Annotated in this window: 15 protein-coding genes; 5 read left to right on the forward strand and 10 right to left on the reverse strand. The window is 61.7% G+C overall.

Features of this window, described 5'->3' with window-relative positions:
* Position 1: 1 nt before the first annotated feature.
* The 4 genes from AC1D3C_RS13265 to AC1D3C_RS13280 form a co-directional block, all read right to left on the reverse strand.
* A complete protein-coding gene (locus AC1D3C_RS13265) occupies positions 2 to 1312 on the reverse strand; it encodes a cytosine deaminase (RefSeq protein ID WP_477483206.1) in 1311 nt (436 codons plus the stop codon).
* Positions 1312 to 2151 (reverse strand): ABC transporter permease, encoded by an 840-nt coding sequence (locus AC1D3C_RS13270; RefSeq protein WP_477483207.1) that lies wholly within the window; start codon positions 2149 to 2151, stop codon positions 1312 to 1314. Before AC1D3C_RS13270 ends, AC1D3C_RS13265 begins: the two co-directional genes overlap by 1 nt.
* On the reverse strand, positions 2151 to 2975 hold the full coding sequence (locus AC1D3C_RS13275) for an ABC transporter ATP-binding protein (protein WP_046635064.1): 825 nt from the start codon (positions 2973 to 2975) through the stop codon (positions 2151 to 2153). Before AC1D3C_RS13275 ends, AC1D3C_RS13270 begins: the two co-directional genes overlap by 1 nt.
* 95 nt (positions 2976 to 3070) lie before the next feature.
* Positions 3071 to 4087, reverse strand: coding sequence for an ABC transporter substrate-binding protein (locus tag AC1D3C_RS13280; RefSeq protein WP_038544656.1), 1017 nt, complete (start codon positions 4085 to 4087; stop codon positions 3071 to 3073).
* A 191-nt stretch (positions 4088 to 4278) separates the two neighbouring features.
* On the opposite strand from AC1D3C_RS13280, the gene AC1D3C_RS13285 reads away from it, so the two are divergent.
* Positions 4279 to 5250 (forward strand): LysR family transcriptional regulator, encoded by a 972-nt coding sequence (locus AC1D3C_RS13285; RefSeq protein ID WP_477483208.1) that lies wholly within the window; start codon positions 4279 to 4281, stop codon positions 5248 to 5250.
* On the opposite strand, the gene AC1D3C_RS13290 is transcribed toward AC1D3C_RS13285, so the two are convergent.
* Positions 5247 to 6035, reverse strand: coding sequence for a creatininase family protein (locus tag AC1D3C_RS13290; protein ID WP_477483209.1), 789 nt, complete (start codon positions 6033 to 6035; stop codon positions 5247 to 5249). The two genes, AC1D3C_RS13285 and AC1D3C_RS13290, sit on opposite strands and share 4 nt — an antisense overlap.
* A gap of 249 nt (positions 6036 to 6284) precedes the next feature.
* Here AC1D3C_RS13290 and AC1D3C_RS13295 point away from each other — a divergent pair, with 249 nt between their 5' ends.
* The gene (locus tag AC1D3C_RS13295) at positions 6285 to 6506 is read left to right on the forward strand and encodes a hypothetical protein (RefSeq protein WP_477483210.1); all 222 of its coding nucleotides are present in this window, start codon (positions 6285 to 6287) and stop codon (positions 6504 to 6506) included.
* Positions 6507 to 6845: 339 nt separating this feature from the next.
* Entirely contained in the window at positions 6846 to 9020 is a 2175-nt protein-coding gene (locus AC1D3C_RS13300; RefSeq protein WP_477483211.1) for a methyl-accepting chemotaxis protein, read from the forward strand.
* Between the two features lie 113 nt (positions 9021 to 9133).
* On the opposite strand, the gene AC1D3C_RS13305 is transcribed toward AC1D3C_RS13300, so the two are convergent.
* Entirely contained in the window at positions 9134 to 10024 is an 891-nt protein-coding gene (locus AC1D3C_RS13305; protein ID WP_477483212.1) for a DMT family transporter, read from the reverse strand.
* 289 nt (positions 10025 to 10313) lie between these two features.
* Here AC1D3C_RS13305 and AC1D3C_RS13310 point away from each other — a divergent pair, with 289 nt between their 5' ends.
* Positions 10314 to 11612, forward strand: coding sequence for an adenylosuccinate synthase (locus tag AC1D3C_RS13310; protein ID WP_038544646.1), 1299 nt, complete (start codon positions 10314 to 10316; stop codon positions 11610 to 11612).
* 59 nt (positions 11613 to 11671) lie between these two features.
* Complete coding sequence (locus AC1D3C_RS13315; protein ID WP_477483213.1) at positions 11672 to 14359, forward strand: hypothetical protein; 2688 nt, start codon at positions 11672 to 11674, stop codon at positions 14357 to 14359.
* A gap of 143 nt (positions 14360 to 14502) precedes the next feature.
* Here the strand turns inward: AC1D3C_RS13315 and AC1D3C_RS13320 are convergent, their stop codons facing one another.
* The 4 genes from AC1D3C_RS13320 to AC1D3C_RS13335 form a co-directional block, all read right to left on the reverse strand.
* Positions 14503 to 14886 carry an ACT domain-containing protein gene (locus AC1D3C_RS13320; RefSeq protein WP_477483214.1) on the reverse strand — a complete coding sequence of 128 codons (384 nt, stop codon included), beginning with the start codon at positions 14884 to 14886 and terminating at the stop codon, positions 14503 to 14505.
* Between the two features lie 91 nt (positions 14887 to 14977).
* A complete protein-coding gene (rpoH, locus tag AC1D3C_RS13325; protein ID WP_046666717.1) occupies positions 14978 to 15880 on the reverse strand; it encodes an RNA polymerase sigma factor RpoH in 903 nt (300 codons plus the stop codon).
* Between the two features lie 250 nt (positions 15881 to 16130).
* Positions 16131 to 16436: a DUF1127 domain-containing protein gene (locus tag AC1D3C_RS13330; RefSeq protein WP_247139055.1), complete on the reverse strand. Its 306-nt coding sequence runs from the start codon at positions 16434 to 16436 to the stop codon at positions 16131 to 16133.
* A gap of 101 nt (positions 16437 to 16537) precedes the next feature.
* The gene (locus AC1D3C_RS13335) at positions 16538 to 16699 is read right to left on the reverse strand and encodes a hypothetical protein (protein WP_247039799.1); all 162 of its coding nucleotides are present in this window, start codon (positions 16697 to 16699) and stop codon (positions 16538 to 16540) included.
* Between the last annotated feature and the right edge of the window lie 13 nt (positions 16700 to 16712).

Consider the following 16712-nt stretch of genomic DNA (forward strand, 5'->3'; position numbering starts at 1 on the left):
TTCACTTGTCCAAAATCGGGTCCAGGTCACGGTAATCCGGCAGGCGACGGTCGATGCCCATGCCATTCCGCATCACGATGCGGTCGGCCTGCGGACGGGAAAGGAATTCGCTCCAGCGCCTTGCGCTGAACAGCACGAGATCGGCGGGGCCACCTTCGGCAATGACGCCGATATCCGGCCGCCCAAGGATTTCGGCGGGCGTCGAGGTGACGACGCGGGCGGATGTGTCGAGCGGGTGGTCGAGATGCAGGATGCGGACCGCCTCGCGGAAAACTTCGACCGGGTCCATGTCGCCATAGGCATAGAACGGATCGCGGGTATTGTCGGAGGAAACGGCGGTTTTCACACTGGCCGCCGTCAGTTCGTGGAACAGCGTGACGCCGCGCCAGCGGGGCGTGCGGCCGGCATGGCGGTCCTGCAGGTACATATTGCACATCGGCAGCGAGACGACCGAGATGTCGGCTTTGGCCACCTTGTCGATGACGCGGCTTGCGGTCTCGCCGTCCTGCCGGGCTAGTGAGCAGCAATGGCCGACGGTCACCGAGCCTTCGAAACGGTTGCGGAGTTTTGCCTCGGCAATGGCTTCCAGCGTGAGGACCTGTTTGTCTTCCGTCTCGTCCACATGCAGGTCGATATCGAGGCCGTTGTCGGCGGCCGCCTCGAAGAGCGTGTCGAGGATCCGTTCGAAATCCGGCAGAATGCGGGTGGCGCCGCCGAGTAGTCCGCCATAACGCCTCGCCGTCGCGACGATGCCGCCGAAGACGCTTTCGTCGAGCACGCATTCCAGCGGCAGCAGGGCGACTGCCTGCAGCGCAATCCTATCCTTCCATTCGGCGCGAAGCTCGTCGAACAACGGAAAGGAGATATCCGGCTGCGGTGGGATCGAATCCAGATGGGTGCGGATGAGCTTGGTGCCGTGGGCATAGGCGCTTTTCAACGAGAATTCGAAGCGGGCGCGGATGTCTTCGGCCGTCCAGTTGGCGATCCGGTCCTCGCGCACATTCATCAATGCGCCTTCGAACGTGCCGTCCGGGTTGGGGCGTCGGTCCCAGAAATGGCCCTTATCGAGATGGGTGTGCATGTCGACAAAGCAGGGCCAGATCATGCCGCCGCGCATATCGGCGGAGACCAGATCGGCGGGTGCGAAACCCCTTGGCAGGATCGCTTCGATCTTCCCGTCCGCGATGACGAGATCGGCCTCCATGAGGCCGTCTTTTGCGACAGCCGGCAGGCCCTTGACCAGAACCGCCGGCAGCGTCGCATTGGTGAGCGCGAAACGGCGGGCGTCGGGAAGCGTCATGAAGGCAGTCATCAGTTTTCTCTTTTCAGGCTGCTTTCATGCCAGCGATGCAGGAAAAACCAGGAGATGAAGGAGGTGATCGCAAAAATCACCACGCCGAGCAGCGACAACAAAATCAATGCCGCAAACAGGCGCGGAATGTTGAGGCGATACTGGGATTCCAGCAGCCGGAAGGCAAGGCCCGAACCGGCGCCTGCCGAGCCTGCCGCGAACTCCGCAACGACCGCCGCGATCAGTGCCAGGCCGCCGCCGATCCTGAGGCCCGTCATGAAATAGGGCAGCGACGAGGGGAGTTTCAGGTAGAGCAGCGTCTGCCAGCGCGAGGCACCGTAGAGATCGAAGAGGTTGAGCAGGTTATGGTCGACGCTCTTCAGGCCCTGGACCATGTTCGACAGGATCGGGAAGAAGGCGACGAGGAAGGCGCAGATCAAAAGCGCCACCTGGGTCGTCGGGGCATAGATCAGGATCAGCGGCGCGATCGCCACGATCGGAGTTACCTGCAGGATGACCGTGATCGGATAGAAGGCGGTCTCGATCCATTTCGACTGGATGAGAAAGACGGCAATGCCGACGCCGCCGATCAGCGCCAGCGCCAGCGCCTGCATGGTGATCTGCGTCGTCACCCAGAGAGCGGGCGAGAGCGTGCCCCAGTCGTTGTAGAGCGAGTTCGCGACCGCCAGCGGCCCCGGCAGGATGTATTGCGGGATGCTGTTGACGGTGATGATGAACTGCCAGAGGAGGACGAGGCAGACCACCACGCAGATCGGGACGAGGGTGCGCAGCAGCGTATCGCGGTTGCGGCTGAGTAAGCCCGGCTTTGGCGGCATCAGGGCGGTATCGGTGTCGGCCATCAATGTTCCTCCCCGCCGATTGCTTCGATGAGCATGGTCGAGACCTTTTCGCAGGCCTGGCGGTATTCTTCCGAGGTGCGGTAACGTGCATCGCGCTCGAGGCTTGTCACCAGCGGGAAATCCGCATGCACCCGGCCGGGTCGCGCCTTCATCACCACGATGCGGTTGGAAAGATAGGCGGACTCGAATACGGAATGGGTGACGAAGATCACCGTGATACCTGTCTCGCGCCACAGCCGCAGCACGTCGTCGTTGAGTTTCTGGCGGGTGATTTCGTCGAGCGCGGCAAAGGGCTCGTCCATCAAAAGCAGCTTCGGTTTGGTGACCAGCGCACGGGCGATCGAAACGCGCATCTTCATGCCGCCCGACAGTTCGCGCGGATAGGCGTCGGCGAAATCCTGGAGGCCTACGGTCGCGAGCGTCTTCATGATTTCATCGCGGGCGGCGGATTTGGAAACACCGCGCAGTTTCAGCGGCAGGTAGACGTTTCCGAACACCGTCTGCCACGGCATCAGCGTCGGCTCCTGGAAGACGAAGGAGATGTCGCCTTCCGGCAGGCCTTTGGAATTGATGCGGGAACTTGGCCAATCGATCGTCCCGGTCGAGACGTCGCCAAGCCCGGCGATGATGCGCAGTGCCGTCGACTTGCCACAGCCGGAAGGCCCGAGCAGGCTGACGAACTCGCCGCCCTCGACCGTCAGCGACATGTCGGAGAGCGCCAGCGTGCCGCTGGAGAACATTTTCGAGACGGAGCGCATGACGACCAGCGGGCGTCTGCGTGTCTCCCCGGGGGCGGGTATCAGCGGGGCTTGGGACATGCTCATTACGGGCCTTGAACTTCGTCGGGACAGGGCGGCAATTCCCTCTTTGCCGTGACAGGCACAGCAAAGAGGGAATGAACCATTGTGCTCTTCCGAGACTATTTTTTCAGCGCCATGCCGACGCCCTTGCAGACGAACTTGGTCGAATAGGCCTTCTTGTAATCAAGGTCGGCCGGTTCGACGCCGATCGAGACCATGGACTCGAAGAACTTCTTGTAGCGCTCGTCGGTAATGCAGCCGATGCCCTTGGTTTCGGCGTCGCCGGAAACCACGATGCCGTATTCCTTCATCTTGGCGATGGAATAGGCGATCTGGCCATCCGTCATTTCCGGATTGTCCTTCTTGATCAAGTCGTTGGCGGCTTTGTTGTCACCATAGAGATAAGTGTACCAGCCTTCGAGCGAAGCGTCGACGAAACGCTGCACGACATCCGACTTCTTGTCGATCATCGTCTGCGTGGTGGTGATCATCGTCGAATAGGGGCCGTAACCGGCATCGGCGATCAGGAACACTTTCGGCGTCCAGCCGGCCTGCTTTCCGATCTCATAGGGTTCGGAGGTCAGGTAACCCTGCTGTGCGGAAGCCTTGTCGGCGATGAAGGGGGCCGGGTTGAACGTGTAGGGCTTGAACTGCTCGTCCTTGAAGCCTTTGAAGTTCTTCTTCATCCACTCGAAATAGGTGGTGTAGCCTTCCTTGCCCATGAAGATGGTCTTCATCTTGGCCAGGTCCGCGAAGGTCTCGACACCGGCATCGGGATGGGCGAGCAGGACCTGCGGGTCCTTCTGGAAGATCGAGGCGACACTGACCAGCGGGATGCCCTGCTTGACGGCATCCATGTCGCCGAGCGGACCGCCCATGTAGAAATCGACCTTGCCGGCGATCAGAAGCGCGCGGTTGGCGGCATTCGGCCCGCCCTGCACGATCTTCACCTTGAGGCCATGCTTTTCATAGGTGCCGTCGGCGACCGCCTGGTAGAAGCCACCATGTTCGGCCTGAGCGAGCCAGTTGGTGCCGTAGGAGACTTCGTCGAGAGCTGCAGCCGGCTGAGCGGCGAGCGCCATCGCCGAAAGGCCGAGCGCGGCCAGAAAACTCTTCATCATCAATGATTTGGACATGTCGCTTTGTTCCCCTGTTAAACCGTGCGGCATCGTGAGAGCAGCTTATGATGGACATTTGTACGGTTGCGTTGCTCTTTGAAAAGCATCAAAATTCGTTCACATTGATGCCTTTAGGGCAGCGCTCGAATTTTAACCTGCCAAATTGTGGTGCATGATCAAAAAACATGCAATGAGGGGCTTCGGAGAAAATGCTGCACTCGCGAAAACTTCAATATATCGACGAGATCGCCCGTTGCGGGTCGATCCGCAAGGCGGCGGCCCGGCTGAACGTCGCGTCGTCGGCGATCAACCGGCAGATTCTGGCTCTGGAAGAAGAGTTCGGGGCGCCGCTCTTCGAGCGGATGCCGCGTGGGCTGAAGCTGACCGCAGCTGGCGAGCTCTGTATCGAGCACATCCGGGAGGTGCTGAAGACCTATGAGCGGATGGAAGCGCGGATCCGCGGTCTCAAGATGCCGCAGGCCGGCAAGGTGACACTGGTCTCGACCGTCGGGCTCGCCGCAGGGCCGCTCCCCGAGATCATAGCCCGCTTCGTCGCGCAGCATCCGCGCGTGCGGGTTCATCTGCGCAATGACGGGCCGTCGAACACGATGCAGCCGGTGATTACGGGGGAGGTGGATTTCGGGCTTGGCTTCAACATCCCGGCGACGCCCGGCATCCGCACGCTTGCCAATTTCGACATACCGATCGGGGTGGTGATGCCGCCGGGGCATCGGCTGGCGGTGGAAGAGGGGCCGGTCGATCTTGCGGATGTCGTGCAGGAACCGCTGGTGCTTGCACAGTCGGGCACCAGTTTGCGCAACATCATCAACCTGGCGCTATCGCCGCTGTCGATCGCGGTGGAGCCGCTGGTGGAAAGCAATGCCTCGGAAATGCTGAAGAAGCTGGTCAAGGCCGGCACGGGGCTGACGTTGCTCAATCCGCTCGACGTGCTGCCGGAATGTCGGCGGGGCGAGCTGATCTTCCGGCCGATCGTCAACCTGCATGCGCGCCATCAGCCGATGAAGCTTTTCGCCCGTGCGCGCACGACGCTCGATACGGCGACCAGTCTGTTCGTGGAATTCCTGCTATCGGAGCTTGCCGCGATGGTCGCCGAGCTGCAGGCCAAGGGCCATCTGCCGCTCCAGCCGCATGGCCGGGACGCGCAGCGCGACGAGGGTTAGCGGGAATAAAGTTCGTCGAGCGGGAATGTTTCGAATTCCCGCAGCATCTCGATGAAGCCCGCGACCTGATGGCGGCAGATAGCCGCGCCTTTTTCGGCGGTGCCCTTCGAGGCGTCGCCGACGACGCCGTGGAGGTTCAGGTCATGGGCCACCCAGGACAGCACGTGCGGGGGGGCAGGCTGCATGTATTTCGAGCGGCTTTCCGCCTTGGAGACGAAGTTCTGCGCGTTCTCCATCCGCACCAGTTCGGGGCGGAAATGTAACATCAGCGAGGTTTCGACTTCGCCGCCATGGATACCGTATTTTTGCTCGTGCTCGCTGATCAGGCCGGGCGGATTGCCGAAGCGGCCCCATTGCGTGCCGATTACCGCCATCTTGTGGCGGACACGCAGCTCGCGGCCGACGATGCTCATGATATCGACATTGCCGCCATGCGAATTGACGAAGACGAGCTTCTTCACGCCTGCTTCCGCCACCTTGGCGCCGATCGCGGTCCAGGCGGGGATCAGGATTTCCGGCCCGAAGGATAGCGAGCCGGGACCGTAGACGTGTTCGTTCGCCTTGCCGATTTCCTGGGTTGGCAGAACGAGGAAATCGAGGTCTTCGGGGCGCTGCGTCTTCAATTCGGCCAGCATGCCGTTGGCGATTGCCACATCGGTTGCGATTGGTAGGTGAGGACCGTGCTGCTCGGTGGAAGCGATCGGCAGGATGGCGATGGTCTTGTCGGGCGAAAGGCCGGCGAAATCGAGTGTGTTGAGTTCGTTCCAGTAAAATGGCTTGCCCATGCTGTCCTGCCTTTCTGCATCTTGTTTTTGAGGGGTAGGAGATCGGGCACATCTCGAAAAGCATCAATTTCCGCCTAGTCTGCTGCCTTTTTGAGTGCGCTGTTTCGAGCCTTCTGTGCCAAGTTGGGAAAAAAGCTGATTTCACTAAAATTGCATCTTTCGGTTTAAGCGGCCCGAAATAGCGTCTGGATAGGATGAAGCCATTCAAGAAACGGCATCCAAGCCGTCCGAAGAAAAGGGTGCAGAGCCATGATCAAGAAGCTCATTATCTCCGCAATCGTCCTGACGGCGCTTATTGTCGGCAAGGAATCGCGGGCAGCGGGTGTCGGCGGTTTCGTTCGTGTGCTGTCCGAGAATGTGGCAACCGAGCGCCATGAAGGCGCGATGAAAGATAGATTGCTATCCGGCGATCAGGCGCAGAGCCCGATCCGTGAACGTCCTGCGGTCATTCCGACCCATCATCATATCTGATCCGGAGCGACTCTCCTCGCTCCCGTCCGTTGCAGCACGACGGACCGGCCCGCCTTCCTTCCATGGGGAGGCGGGTTTTCGCCATTCGGCAATTGCGATGCTGCAGGTTTGCAAAATGATTCCGCAGGCTTCCGGAACGCGTTGTATTTAATTGAATATTTAACGTTCTACGCGAGGTTAGGCCATCTTTCCCGTCCAAGTCCGGAAAGCCGCCGAACCAGCCAACCCCCGCGGCGGTTGTTGAAATAAGGAGCGATGCAGGTGCGGATTTCGATCAAGCATACTTTGATATTGGCTTTTGTTGTCTTGAGCCTCGGCATTTTGGGTCTCGTGGGCAAAATGCTGTCTCAGGAGATAGACCGCTACCGGAACTCCACCCGGCTCTCGGAACTAGCACAGCTCGACGAAGCACTTTTCAATGCGTTGATCGGACTACGCGGCGAGCGCGGCGGCATATCTTCGGCCATCAAGATGGAACCTGCCGAGGTCGCGTCCAGCCGCAAGAACATGGATACCGGCCGCGAGTCGATGGACAAGGCCTTCTCGGCGGTAAAGACCCTGACCGCCAACGTCGAACAGGCGAGCCTGCGCAACACGATCTCTCCCGTCCTCAACGCCTACACGCAGTGGGCGGGTTATCGTGCGACTGTCGACACCGCGCTGATGCAGGCAGTCAAGGATCGCGATCCGGCACTCGGCAAGGCCGTGCTCGGACTTGCCGATACGATGCTGGCCGATCTCGAAAAGGCCGCCAATCAGGTCGAGGCCACCATCAATGCGCGCGGGCCGGGGATGATCATGTTCACACAGATCCGCTCCCTTGCCTGGACGGCGCGCACGCAGCTCGGCACCGCCAACTCCACCTTCGTCAGTGCTCTGATTGCCAAGCAGCCGCTTGCCGCTGACAAGCTGACGGAAATCGCGGTTCAGGATGCACGCGTGGCAACGGCATGGGATGTCATTACCCAGCTCTCCAACGCGGAGACGACGCCTGAAAAAATCAAGACGCTCTACCGGACGGCACAAACGACTTATTTCGCCGGACCTTATGCCGAACAGCGCAATGGCGCCCTCAAGGCGTTTCAAGCCGGCAAGCCCTTCGATATGGCGGTCGACGACTGGCGCAAGCCCGCCGCGCCCGCACAGGCTTCGATTGCCGATATGGCCTCCGCCGCGCTCGACGAGATGACGAGGCTGACGGCGGAGGAGGTTGCTTCCGCAAAGCAGTCCATCACCATCTACAGCGTTGCGACCCTCATCGCTTTTGCGCTTTCGCTTCTCGGCATCTACACGGTCATCGTGCGGATCGCCAACCCGATCAGCCGGTTGACGGGTGTGATGCGCACGCTCGCCGGCGGCGACCTTTCCGTCGAAATCCCGGGTGCTGCTCGCACCGACGAGATCGGCGACATGGCACGCGCGGTGGAAATCTTCCGCGAGGCAGCGCAGCAGAACCGCCAGCTCGAGGCGGATGCGGAAAGCTCACGCAAGGCGGCGGAAGCCGAACGCGCCGAATTCCAGCGCAGGGCAGAGTCCGAAGCCGAGGAGCGGCTGACCCAGGCCACATCAGAACTCGCCTCCGGCCTGCAGCGTCTTGCCGCCGGCGATCTGTTGTGTGAGATCGACAGGCAATTTTCCGCGCAGTTCGAATCCTTGCGTCATGACTTCAACAGCTCGGTCCGCCAGTTGCGCACAGCGCTCGAAGGCGTGAACCTGACCGCCCAGGGTGTTCGCAGCGGCAGCGACGAAATCTCGACTGCTTCCGACCAGCTTTCGAAGCGCACGGAACAGCAGGCCGCATCGCTGGAGCAGACAGCGGCAGCGCTGGAAGAGGTGACAACCAACGTGAAGCAGACCTCCGAAAGGGCGAGCGAAGCACGGGAAATCGTCCGCGATGCGAGCTCCCGCGCCCAAAACTCCAGCACCGTCGTTTCCAATGCCGTCAATGCGATGCAGAAGATCGAGATGGCGTCGAACCAGATCAGCCAGATCATCGGCGTCATCGACGAGATCGCGTTCCAGACCAACCTGCTTGCCCTCAACGCAGGCGTGGAAGCCGCCCGCGCAGGCGAGGCGGGCAAGGGATTTGCAGTCGTTGCCCAGGAAGTCCGCGAACTGGCGCAGCGCTCGGCCAAGGCCGCCAAGGAGATCAAGACGCTGATCGGCAATTCCGAAGCCGCCGTCAACCAGGGCGTGGTTCTCGTCAACGATACCGGCGACGGTCTCAAGGAGATCGCCAAGCTTGTCGCGGCGGTCAACCAGCATATGGAGGCGATCGCCATCGCGGCAAACGAGCAGGCGTTAGGCCTTTCGGAAATCAACACGTCCGTGAACCACATGGACCAGATGACCCAGCAGAACGCCGCCATGGTCGAAGAAATGAATGCGGCCGGCGCTACTCTGGCGCAGGAAAGCAGCCGCCTTTCCGAACTGCTGGCGCGCTTCGAAGTGAGCCGAAACAACGGGCGCGATCAGCGATCGTTCGCTCCCGGACGGCTGGCCATGGCCAGCTAAGGAAGCGCGCCCGACATGCCGCCTGGTGCCTTTGCAGGCGAGGGGGCATCGATCGAGGCTCTGAAAACCGCCGGCTCGTTTGCAAGAGCCGGCGGTTTACTTTTCCAGCAAGACTACCGGTCCAGGTGGGGTTTTCCCCATTCGGCGATGGCGATGCCGCCGAGTGCGAGCGCCAGCGCGACGATATGGAAAAGCTGCAGGCTCTCGCCGATGATGGCGACCGAGAGCAATGTGCCGAACACCGGCACGAGATTGATGAACAGCCCGGCCCGGTTGCCGCCGATCTCCTCGACGCCCTTGATGTAGAGCACCTGCGCGATCAGCGAGGCGAAGATGCCCGTATAGAGCACCACGACCCAGCCTTTCGCATCCGGCCAGATCACGCGATCGGCCGAATATTCCCAGAATACCAGCGGCAGCGAGAAGACCATTGCGAAGAAAGCCGGGACCGCCATCAGCGTTCGCCAGTCGATCTTCGGGCGCCATCTGAGCGCCACCGTGTAGATTGCATAGGCAACGACGGCGATCATCATGATCGCGTCGCCGAAGTTGACGGTCAGCGTTACCAGCGCGCTCAAGTCGCCGTGGATGGCGGTGATGATGCCGCCGAGGAGCGTCAGGGTGAAGCCAAGGATCTGCGCCCAGGAGACCTTCATCCGGAAGAGGGCGAAGTTGATAACGAAGATCAGCATCGGGATGACCGCCTGCTCGACCGTCACGTTGATCGCCGTCGTGTAGTTGACGGCGGTATAGAGCGCGCCGTTGAAGACGACATAACCGACGACGCCGAGGAAGAGGAGAATCGGCAGGTTCTTCCTGACGACCGGCCAGTCCTTGATGAGTTGCGGCACGGAGACGGCGAAGATGATGGCGACGGCGAAAAACCAGCGCCAGAAGGTCAGCATCATCGGGCTCACATGGCCGACGGCGAGCTTGCCCGCTACCGCATTGCCGCCCCAGGCCAGGGTTGCAATGACGAGCGAGAGATAGGCCTTTTTATGCAAGATGGTCTCCGGCGCCGAAAATGACGGTGGTTTCAGGGGTAGCGGCCCGGGAAATAGCGTGCGGTCCACGCTTTTGTCACGTAAAAACCACGGCCGAGTGACAAACAGGTCGCTTTCCGTCTGACGAGGCTTTATAGATGCGGCCGTTTGCAATGCCTCTGAGCAGGTTCCATCCGCCAAAGGCAGTGCATGCAAAATCAAATTGGCGCATCGACCGTATATCAATATTGATCTACGGAAGGTGCGCGTGTGGTCGCGTGGGGCTTTGCCCGCAATACAGGAAACGCAGATGACGAACGTAGTCGTGGTTGGTTCGCAATGGGGTGACGAAGGCAAGGGCAAGATCGTCGATTGGCTTTCTGAACGTGCCGATATCGTGGTGCGTTTCCAGGGCGGTCACAATGCGGGCCATACGCTCGTCATCGATGGCATCAGCTATAAGCTTTCGCTGCTGCCCTCGGGTATCGTCCGTCCCGGCAAGATCGCCGTGATCGGCAATGGCGTTGTCCTCGACCCGCATGCGCTGCTGGCCGAAATCGAAAAGCTGGGCGCGCAGGGCGTGAAGGTCACGCCTGAGAACCTGCGCGTCGCCGATAACGCCACGCTGATTCTGTCGCTGCACCGCGAGCTCGACGGCATGCGCGAAGATGCCGCCTCCAACAGCGGCACCAAGATCGGCACGACCCGCCGCGGCATCGGCCCGGCATATGAAGACAAGGTCGGCCGCCGCGCGATCCGCGTCATGGACCTTGCCGACATGGAGACGCTGCCGGGCAAGGTCGATCGTATTCTCACCCACCATAACGCGTTGCGCCGGGGTCTCGGAGAGAAGGAAGTTTCGCACGAGGCGATCATGCAGGAATTGACCTCGATCGCCGACCGTGTGCTACCCTTCCGGGAAACCGTCTGGGAACTGCTCGACAAGCAGCGCCGCAAGGGCGCGCGCATCCTCTTCGAAGGTGCCCAGGGCTCGCTGCTCGATATCGACCACGGCACCTATCCGTTCGTCACTTCGTCGAACACGGTGGCCGGCCAGGCGTCTGCCGGTTCCGGCATGGGGCCGGGCTCGCTCGGCTACATCCTAGGCATCACCAAGGCCTATACGACTCGCGTCGGCGAAGGCCCGTTCCCGACCGAGCTCAAGGACGAGATCGGCCAGTTCCTTGGCGAGAAGGGTCATGAATTCGGTACGGTCACGGGCCGCAAGCGCCGTTGCGGCTGGTTCGACGCAGCGCTCGTGCGCCAGTCGGTTGCCACCAACGGCATCACCGGCATCGCGCTCACCAAGCTCGACGTGCTCGATGGTCTCGACGAGCTGAAGATCTGCGTCGGCTACATGCTCGACGGCGAGCAGATCGACCATCTTCCGGCAAGCCAGGGCGCCCAGGCTCGCGTCGAGCCGATCTATGTCACCCTCGAAGGCTGGAAGGAATCGACGGTCGGGGCACGTTCCTGGGCGGATCTGCCAGCCCAGGCGATCAAATATGTCCGCCAGGTCGAGGAATTGATCGGTGCGCCGGTTGCCCTACTTTCCACCAGCCCGGAGCGGGACGACACCATACTTGTGACCGACCCGTTTGAAGATTAAAGTCAAGAATTGATTACCATTCGGCCGGCCTTCGGGCCGGCTTACATGAGAAAGTGCTGATGGCTGATTTTGTAGCGGTGATCCGCCGCGCCGTTGACGGTCTGGCGAACAATACGCCGGAGATGCGTGCGAAGGTTTATGAAAAGGCTCGTGGCGCCGTCCAGCGGCAACTCGAGAACATGAAGCCGCGTCCGCCTGAAGACATGCTGCGGCGGCAGCTCGACAAGCTCGAAGCCGCTATTGTCGACGTCGAGAGCGAACATGCCGAAGCGCTGGGACCGATAGCCGACGACGCAACTGCTGTGGATGCCCAGCCGGCCGAGGGGGCGCCTCCCGTCGAGCGGGTTTCCGAGTACCAGGACGACCAGCAGTCCGCTGCCGAACCGGCTCAGGTGCCGGAAAGCCATGAGCCGGCAGAGACGCCGGCCGCATCCGAATCAGCCCCCGTCGTTCGCGCAGAGCGGCCCGTCTTTTACGAAGACGGTTATGAAGAGCCGGGACAAGCCGTCGTTCAGGCCGAGCCCGCCGAGCCGGAGCCGGTTGCGCAAGAACCCGCCTACGTTGAGCCTCCGGTCTCCGAGCCGGCCGTCCTCCACGAGGAGGAAGAGGCAGCGCCAGTTGCCGATCAGCAGGAGCCCGCCGTCCAGCAATATGGCGATTGGCGGGACGACGTACCGTCGGAACCGCCGTCATCCGAAACTCACCCTTACGATCATACCGAGCAGGCGCCCGAGGCTTCGCAGGCTTTCGACGAGAGCACGATCGAGTTTCCGACGGCGGCACCGCTGCCGGCGTCCGAGCCGGTTGTGCCGGAACCGGTCAATGTCGAATCGGTGGCCGCCGAACCGGTCGATACCATTGAGAACGATGCCGCCGGGAACGAAACGCCCGAGGACGATTTCCCCTATCCGACGCGTGGCGACCAGACCGTTCAGCAGAGCGCTCCGGAGTTCGTGGAGTCATGGCACAGCGAACCGCATCCGTTCGAAGATCAGCATCCGGTCGAGGACCGGATGGAGGTCGAGCAGCCAGCCGAGGAGCATCAGCCGCCGGAACCGGCCAAGCCGGTAGACGAGGATTGGGGCTGGGAGGTGCCGGCTCCGCCCGAGCCGCCGGCGCCGAGCCCGCAAACGGTCGCTGCCGCGGCATGGAACGATGTGCCCGAACTGGTCACGGCCGGTCCTGTCGAACCGATTGGCCATGGTCACGGAACCGCAGCCGCGGCCGCGGCCCATTTCGATCCGGAGACCCACGTGGCGGCCGCTTATGTCCGCATGCCGTCGGTCGCCGATGTGCCCGAACTCGCGCAGCAAAAGGGTACGGCAGCGTCAGCAGAGGGGGACGAGGCTGCCGGGATCGATCCATTCGCCGAATATCTTGACCAGCAGCAGCCCCAGAAGGCCACTGCCGCGCCCGCGAAACCGGTCGAAAACGATCCGTGGGGTGATCTCGAGGAACTGATCGGCTTCAACAAGGACACGTCGTCCTCTTCAGGCGGCGGCGCGCGCAGTACGCTTCACACCGACGCGGATGCGGACGACCTGATGCATGCGCCGGCAAGGCCTTATCGGGTCACCCCGGTGCGCAAGCGTAACTATGCCGGGATCGTGCTGGCGATCGTCGGCCTGGCGCTTGTCGGCGGCGGTGGTTATGCAATCTGGCTGAACCGCGACTCGCTGAACGACATGGTCGATGGCCTAATCCAGTCGAGCCTGCCGGGAAGCCAGACAGCGCAGCAGACGCCGGCGCCTGCACCCGCGCCCGCCACACCGCAGCCCAACCGCAGCACCCCTTCGACACCTTCCACCCCGGCAACGCCGTCCCCGAACGGTGCGGCCAATACGCAGGCACCTGCGACGCCCCGCGCCGCGGACGGATCGGCGGCCGGGACCAAATTTACGCAGCGGCTAATGGCCGACGGAAGCGAGGTCGATGCTGGACCGGGTGTCACCGCCGGCCTGGCGCAGAATGCCGAAGGGCAGTCGGTAGCCCAGCTCAACGCGCCGCCCGCTAATCCTCCGGCGCAGCCAGCGCCCACTCCGAGTGCGCCGGCCGCGGCTCCGCGGACTCCGAATGGCAGCACCAGCGCGGCACCGGCTCAAACGCCACCGGCGGTGCCCACGCCGAATAACGTCGCCCCGCCCGCCACCACCCCGCCGGCGAACCCGGCGGAGGCTCCGGCGCTCGCAGGCCAAAAAATGTTCCTCTACGAGGAGCGGATCGGCCAGACGGCACCGACGGCCATCGACGGCACGGTGTCCTGGTCGCTTCAACGCGAAGCCGGTGCGAATGGCCGGCAGGAGCCTGTCGTTCAGGGGCGGATCAACGTGCCGGGCAGGGGACTGACGGCGCTGATGACCTTCAAGCGCAATAGCGACCCATCGCTGCCGGCAAGCCACCTGATCGAGATCGTTTTCGCCGTGCCGCCGGATTTCGAAGGCGGCGCGATCGAAAGCGTGCAGCGTATCGCCATGAAGTCGAGCGAGCAGGATCGCGGCAACGCACTGATCGCGGTGCCTGCCAAGATCACCGACGATTTCCACATGATCGCACTCAACGATTTCCCGGACGCACGCTCGACCAATCTGGAACTCCTGCGCAACCGCAACTGGATCGACATTCCGATAGCCTATCGCAATGGGCGCCGTGCGCTGCTGACACTCCAGAAGGGGCCGGACGGGGAACGCGCCTTCAACGATGCTATCCGCGAATGGGGCACGCTCGGAGCGACCGCCAGCGGACAGTGACAGCTGTCACCCAATAGGAATACGGCAGCCGGCGGTGGTGACATCGCCGGCTTTTTGCTGTCGCGATGCCTCTTGATCCGTGCAAATCCGGTTGCCGAACCTCCCATGCCAGAAAGATTAGGTTTCAGGTGGCTTTGTATCACCTAAACAAGCGTGTGACCGGCCGCCTGCAGCAGCTCGCGGACCTTCGGTCTGTCGGTCGTCTTGATCAGCAGATAGTCGCCGTCGAAGGTGGAGACCACGAAAATGCCGATGCCGTTTTCCGAAAGCGGTTGGATCACCGAGAGCACGATGCCGGTTTCTCCGAATGCGAAAGGCCCCTGCAATTTATAGCAGGTCCAGCCGCCATCCTGTTTGATGTCGGAAGGCACGCGCTCCTCGCGGCAGGCGATCGAAAGTTCGTCGTCGGTGCGATTGATGCTGACGAAACCGTCGCCGTCGGTCCATGCGGGAATACGGTCGGCAGCGTCAAGCCTGGCAATGGCGTAGCTGCCGGCAAGTTCCCTGAGTGTGATGCGCGGTGCCATCCCTGCTTCTCCCTTTCCAGTAGATGGATGCTCAAGATAAAGAAAAGGGGCCGCCGAAGCAGCCCCTTTATATCGTCAGCGTCGCGGCGGACTATGCGTCGACGACGCGCAGAGCGTTCGCCTGGGCGAGCGCTTCCTTCTGAACCGCTTCCTGCACCTTTTCGAAGGCGCGGACTTCAATCTGCCGGACTCGCTCGCGGCTGATATCGAACTCGGACGACAGTTCCTCGAGGGTTACAGGATCGTCGGCGAGACGACGGGCCTCGAAGATGCGGCGTTCGCGGTCGTTCAGCACGCTCAGCGCCTTGGCCAGCATGCGGCGGCGCGTGTCGAGTTCGTCCTGCTCGATCAGTACGGCTTCCTGGCTTTCGTGGTCGTCCACCAGCCAATCCTGCCACTGACCGGATTCACCTTCGGTGGCGCGGATCGGCGCATTCAGCGAGGCGTCGCCCGAAAGGCGGCGGTTCATGGAAACCACCTCCTCTTCGGAGACGTTCAGCTTGGTGGCGATTTCGGCCACCTGGTCGGGCTTCAGATCACCTTCGTCGATCGCCTGGATCTTGCCCTTCAACCGGCGCAGGTTGAAGAACAGCCGCTTCTGGTTGGCGGTGGTGCCCATTTTCACGAGCGACCAGGACCGCAGGATATATTCCTGGATCGAGGCCTTGATCCACCACATTGCGTATGTTGCCAGGCGGAATCCGCGTTCCGGATCGAACTTCTTGACGGCCTGCATCAGGCCGACATTGCCCTCGGAAACGACTTCGCCGATCGGCAGGCCATAACCGCGGTAACCCATGGCGATCTTTGCCACTAGGCGAAGATGGCTGGTGACCAGCTTGTGGGCCGCATCCCGGTCGGCATGTTCGGCATACCGTTTCGCCAGCATGTATTCCTGCTGCGGTTCCAGCATGGGAAACTTGCGGATTTCGTCGAGATAGCGGTTGAGGCCGGCTTCACCGGCAGTAATGGAAGGCAGAGTATTGCGGGCCATAAAGCACCCCTTTCCGATCTATGTATCGGCTCCCTTTTTGATCTTGCTGTACATGCTGAAGGCGAGCCAAGCGGCGCAGGTCATTTTCGACCCCGCACCGACCCAAGTGACAGATAAGTACGGCAGAACAGTGATTCAAGTCATCACAGAAGCGTTATATCATTACAATGTCGTAATATACGGCGCTCCGCTGGACCCGCTGGGAAGCGGGGTTTTTGGCGTTTTTTTTGCCTCACCTATTTCTGCCGGGTCAGAGGCATTTGCGTTCCAGACTGTGCGCGCTGCTGCGGCGGTAGCGGCTGATATCGCCATAAGCCTGGCTGCGGGAGACGCCGATATCTTTCAGCTGATCATCGGTCAACTCGAGCAGCGCCAGCCGGTTCCGGTATCGGCGGAATGTTCCGACGATGACGGCGACCAAGCGGTGCAGGAGCGACGGCTTGGCCGATGGAACGTCCGCTGCGGGTGGCTGGTGCTCCGCTGCGGGCGGCAGTTCCAGGACAAGGTGATAGCGTTCCGATGCGCGGTCGAAGACCGCCCGGTTCTCGTTTTTCATGATCTTTCTCCAGAAGGGTGTGGCCGATGCACGGCCGGTGTTTGGGAGGCGGGCGTCTGGCGCCCGTCTCGATGTCGGTCGTTTACGTGTTGGCTGTCATTTTACTTACTGGCTGCCTGGGCCGTGCGGGTCGCAGCTTCCGCTTCGCGCAGTGCTTCGGCGCATTCCTCGCAGCAGACCTCGACCGTCTTGCCGCCGATCTTCACCGCAATCCGCGTTGCATCGAGTTCGCAGTCGCAGGCGGCGCAGGTATTCTCTTTCATGATGGCATCTCCC

This window comes from Neorhizobium sp. P1_A6, assembly GCF_056406795.1.

Excerpts from the sequence above, each read along its gene's own strand:
- AC1D3C_RS13265 (WP_477483206.1), bottom strand. The coding sequence starts at position 1,312 with ATGACTGCCTTCATGACGCTTCCCGACGCCCGCCGTTTCGCGCTCACC.
- AC1D3C_RS13270 (WP_477483207.1), bottom strand. The coding sequence starts at position 2,151 with ATGGCCGACACCGATACCGCCCTGATGCCGCCAAAGCCGGGCTTACTC.
- AC1D3C_RS13275 (WP_046635064.1), bottom strand. The coding sequence starts at position 2,975 with ATGAGCATGTCCCAAGCCCCGCTGATACCCGCCCCCGGGGAGACACGC.
- AC1D3C_RS13280 (WP_038544656.1), bottom strand. The coding sequence starts at position 4,087 with ATGTCCAAATCATTGATGATGAAGAGTTTTCTGGCCGCGCTCGGCCTT.
- AC1D3C_RS13285 (WP_477483208.1), top strand. The coding sequence starts at position 4,279 with ATGCTGCACTCGCGAAAACTTCAATATATCGACGAGATCGCCCGTTGC.
- AC1D3C_RS13290 (WP_477483209.1), bottom strand. The coding sequence starts at position 6,035 with ATGGGCAAGCCATTTTACTGGAACGAACTCAACACACTCGATTTCGCC.
- AC1D3C_RS13295 (WP_477483210.1), top strand. The coding sequence starts at position 6,285 with ATGATCAAGAAGCTCATTATCTCCGCAATCGTCCTGACGGCGCTTATT.
- AC1D3C_RS13300 (WP_477483211.1), top strand. The coding sequence starts at position 6,846 with ATGCTGTCTCAGGAGATAGACCGCTACCGGAACTCCACCCGGCTCTCG.
- AC1D3C_RS13310 (WP_038544646.1), top strand. The coding sequence starts at position 10,314 with ATGACGAACGTAGTCGTGGTTGGTTCGCAATGGGGTGACGAAGGCAAG.
- AC1D3C_RS13315 (WP_477483213.1), top strand. The coding sequence starts at position 11,672 with ATGGCTGATTTTGTAGCGGTGATCCGCCGCGCCGTTGACGGTCTGGCG.
- AC1D3C_RS13320 (WP_477483214.1), bottom strand. The coding sequence starts at position 14,886 with ATGGCACCGCGCATCACACTCAGGGAACTTGCCGGCAGCTACGCCATT.
- rpoH (WP_046666717.1), bottom strand. The coding sequence starts at position 15,880 with ATGGCCCGCAATACTCTGCCTTCCATTACTGCCGGTGAAGCCGGCCTC.
- AC1D3C_RS13330 (WP_247139055.1), bottom strand. The coding sequence starts at position 16,436 with ATGAAAAACGAGAACCGGGCGGTCTTCGACCGCGCATCGGAACGCTAT.
- AC1D3C_RS13335 (WP_247039799.1), bottom strand. The coding sequence starts at position 16,699 with ATGAAAGAGAATACCTGCGCCGCCTGCGACTGCGAACTCGATGCAACG.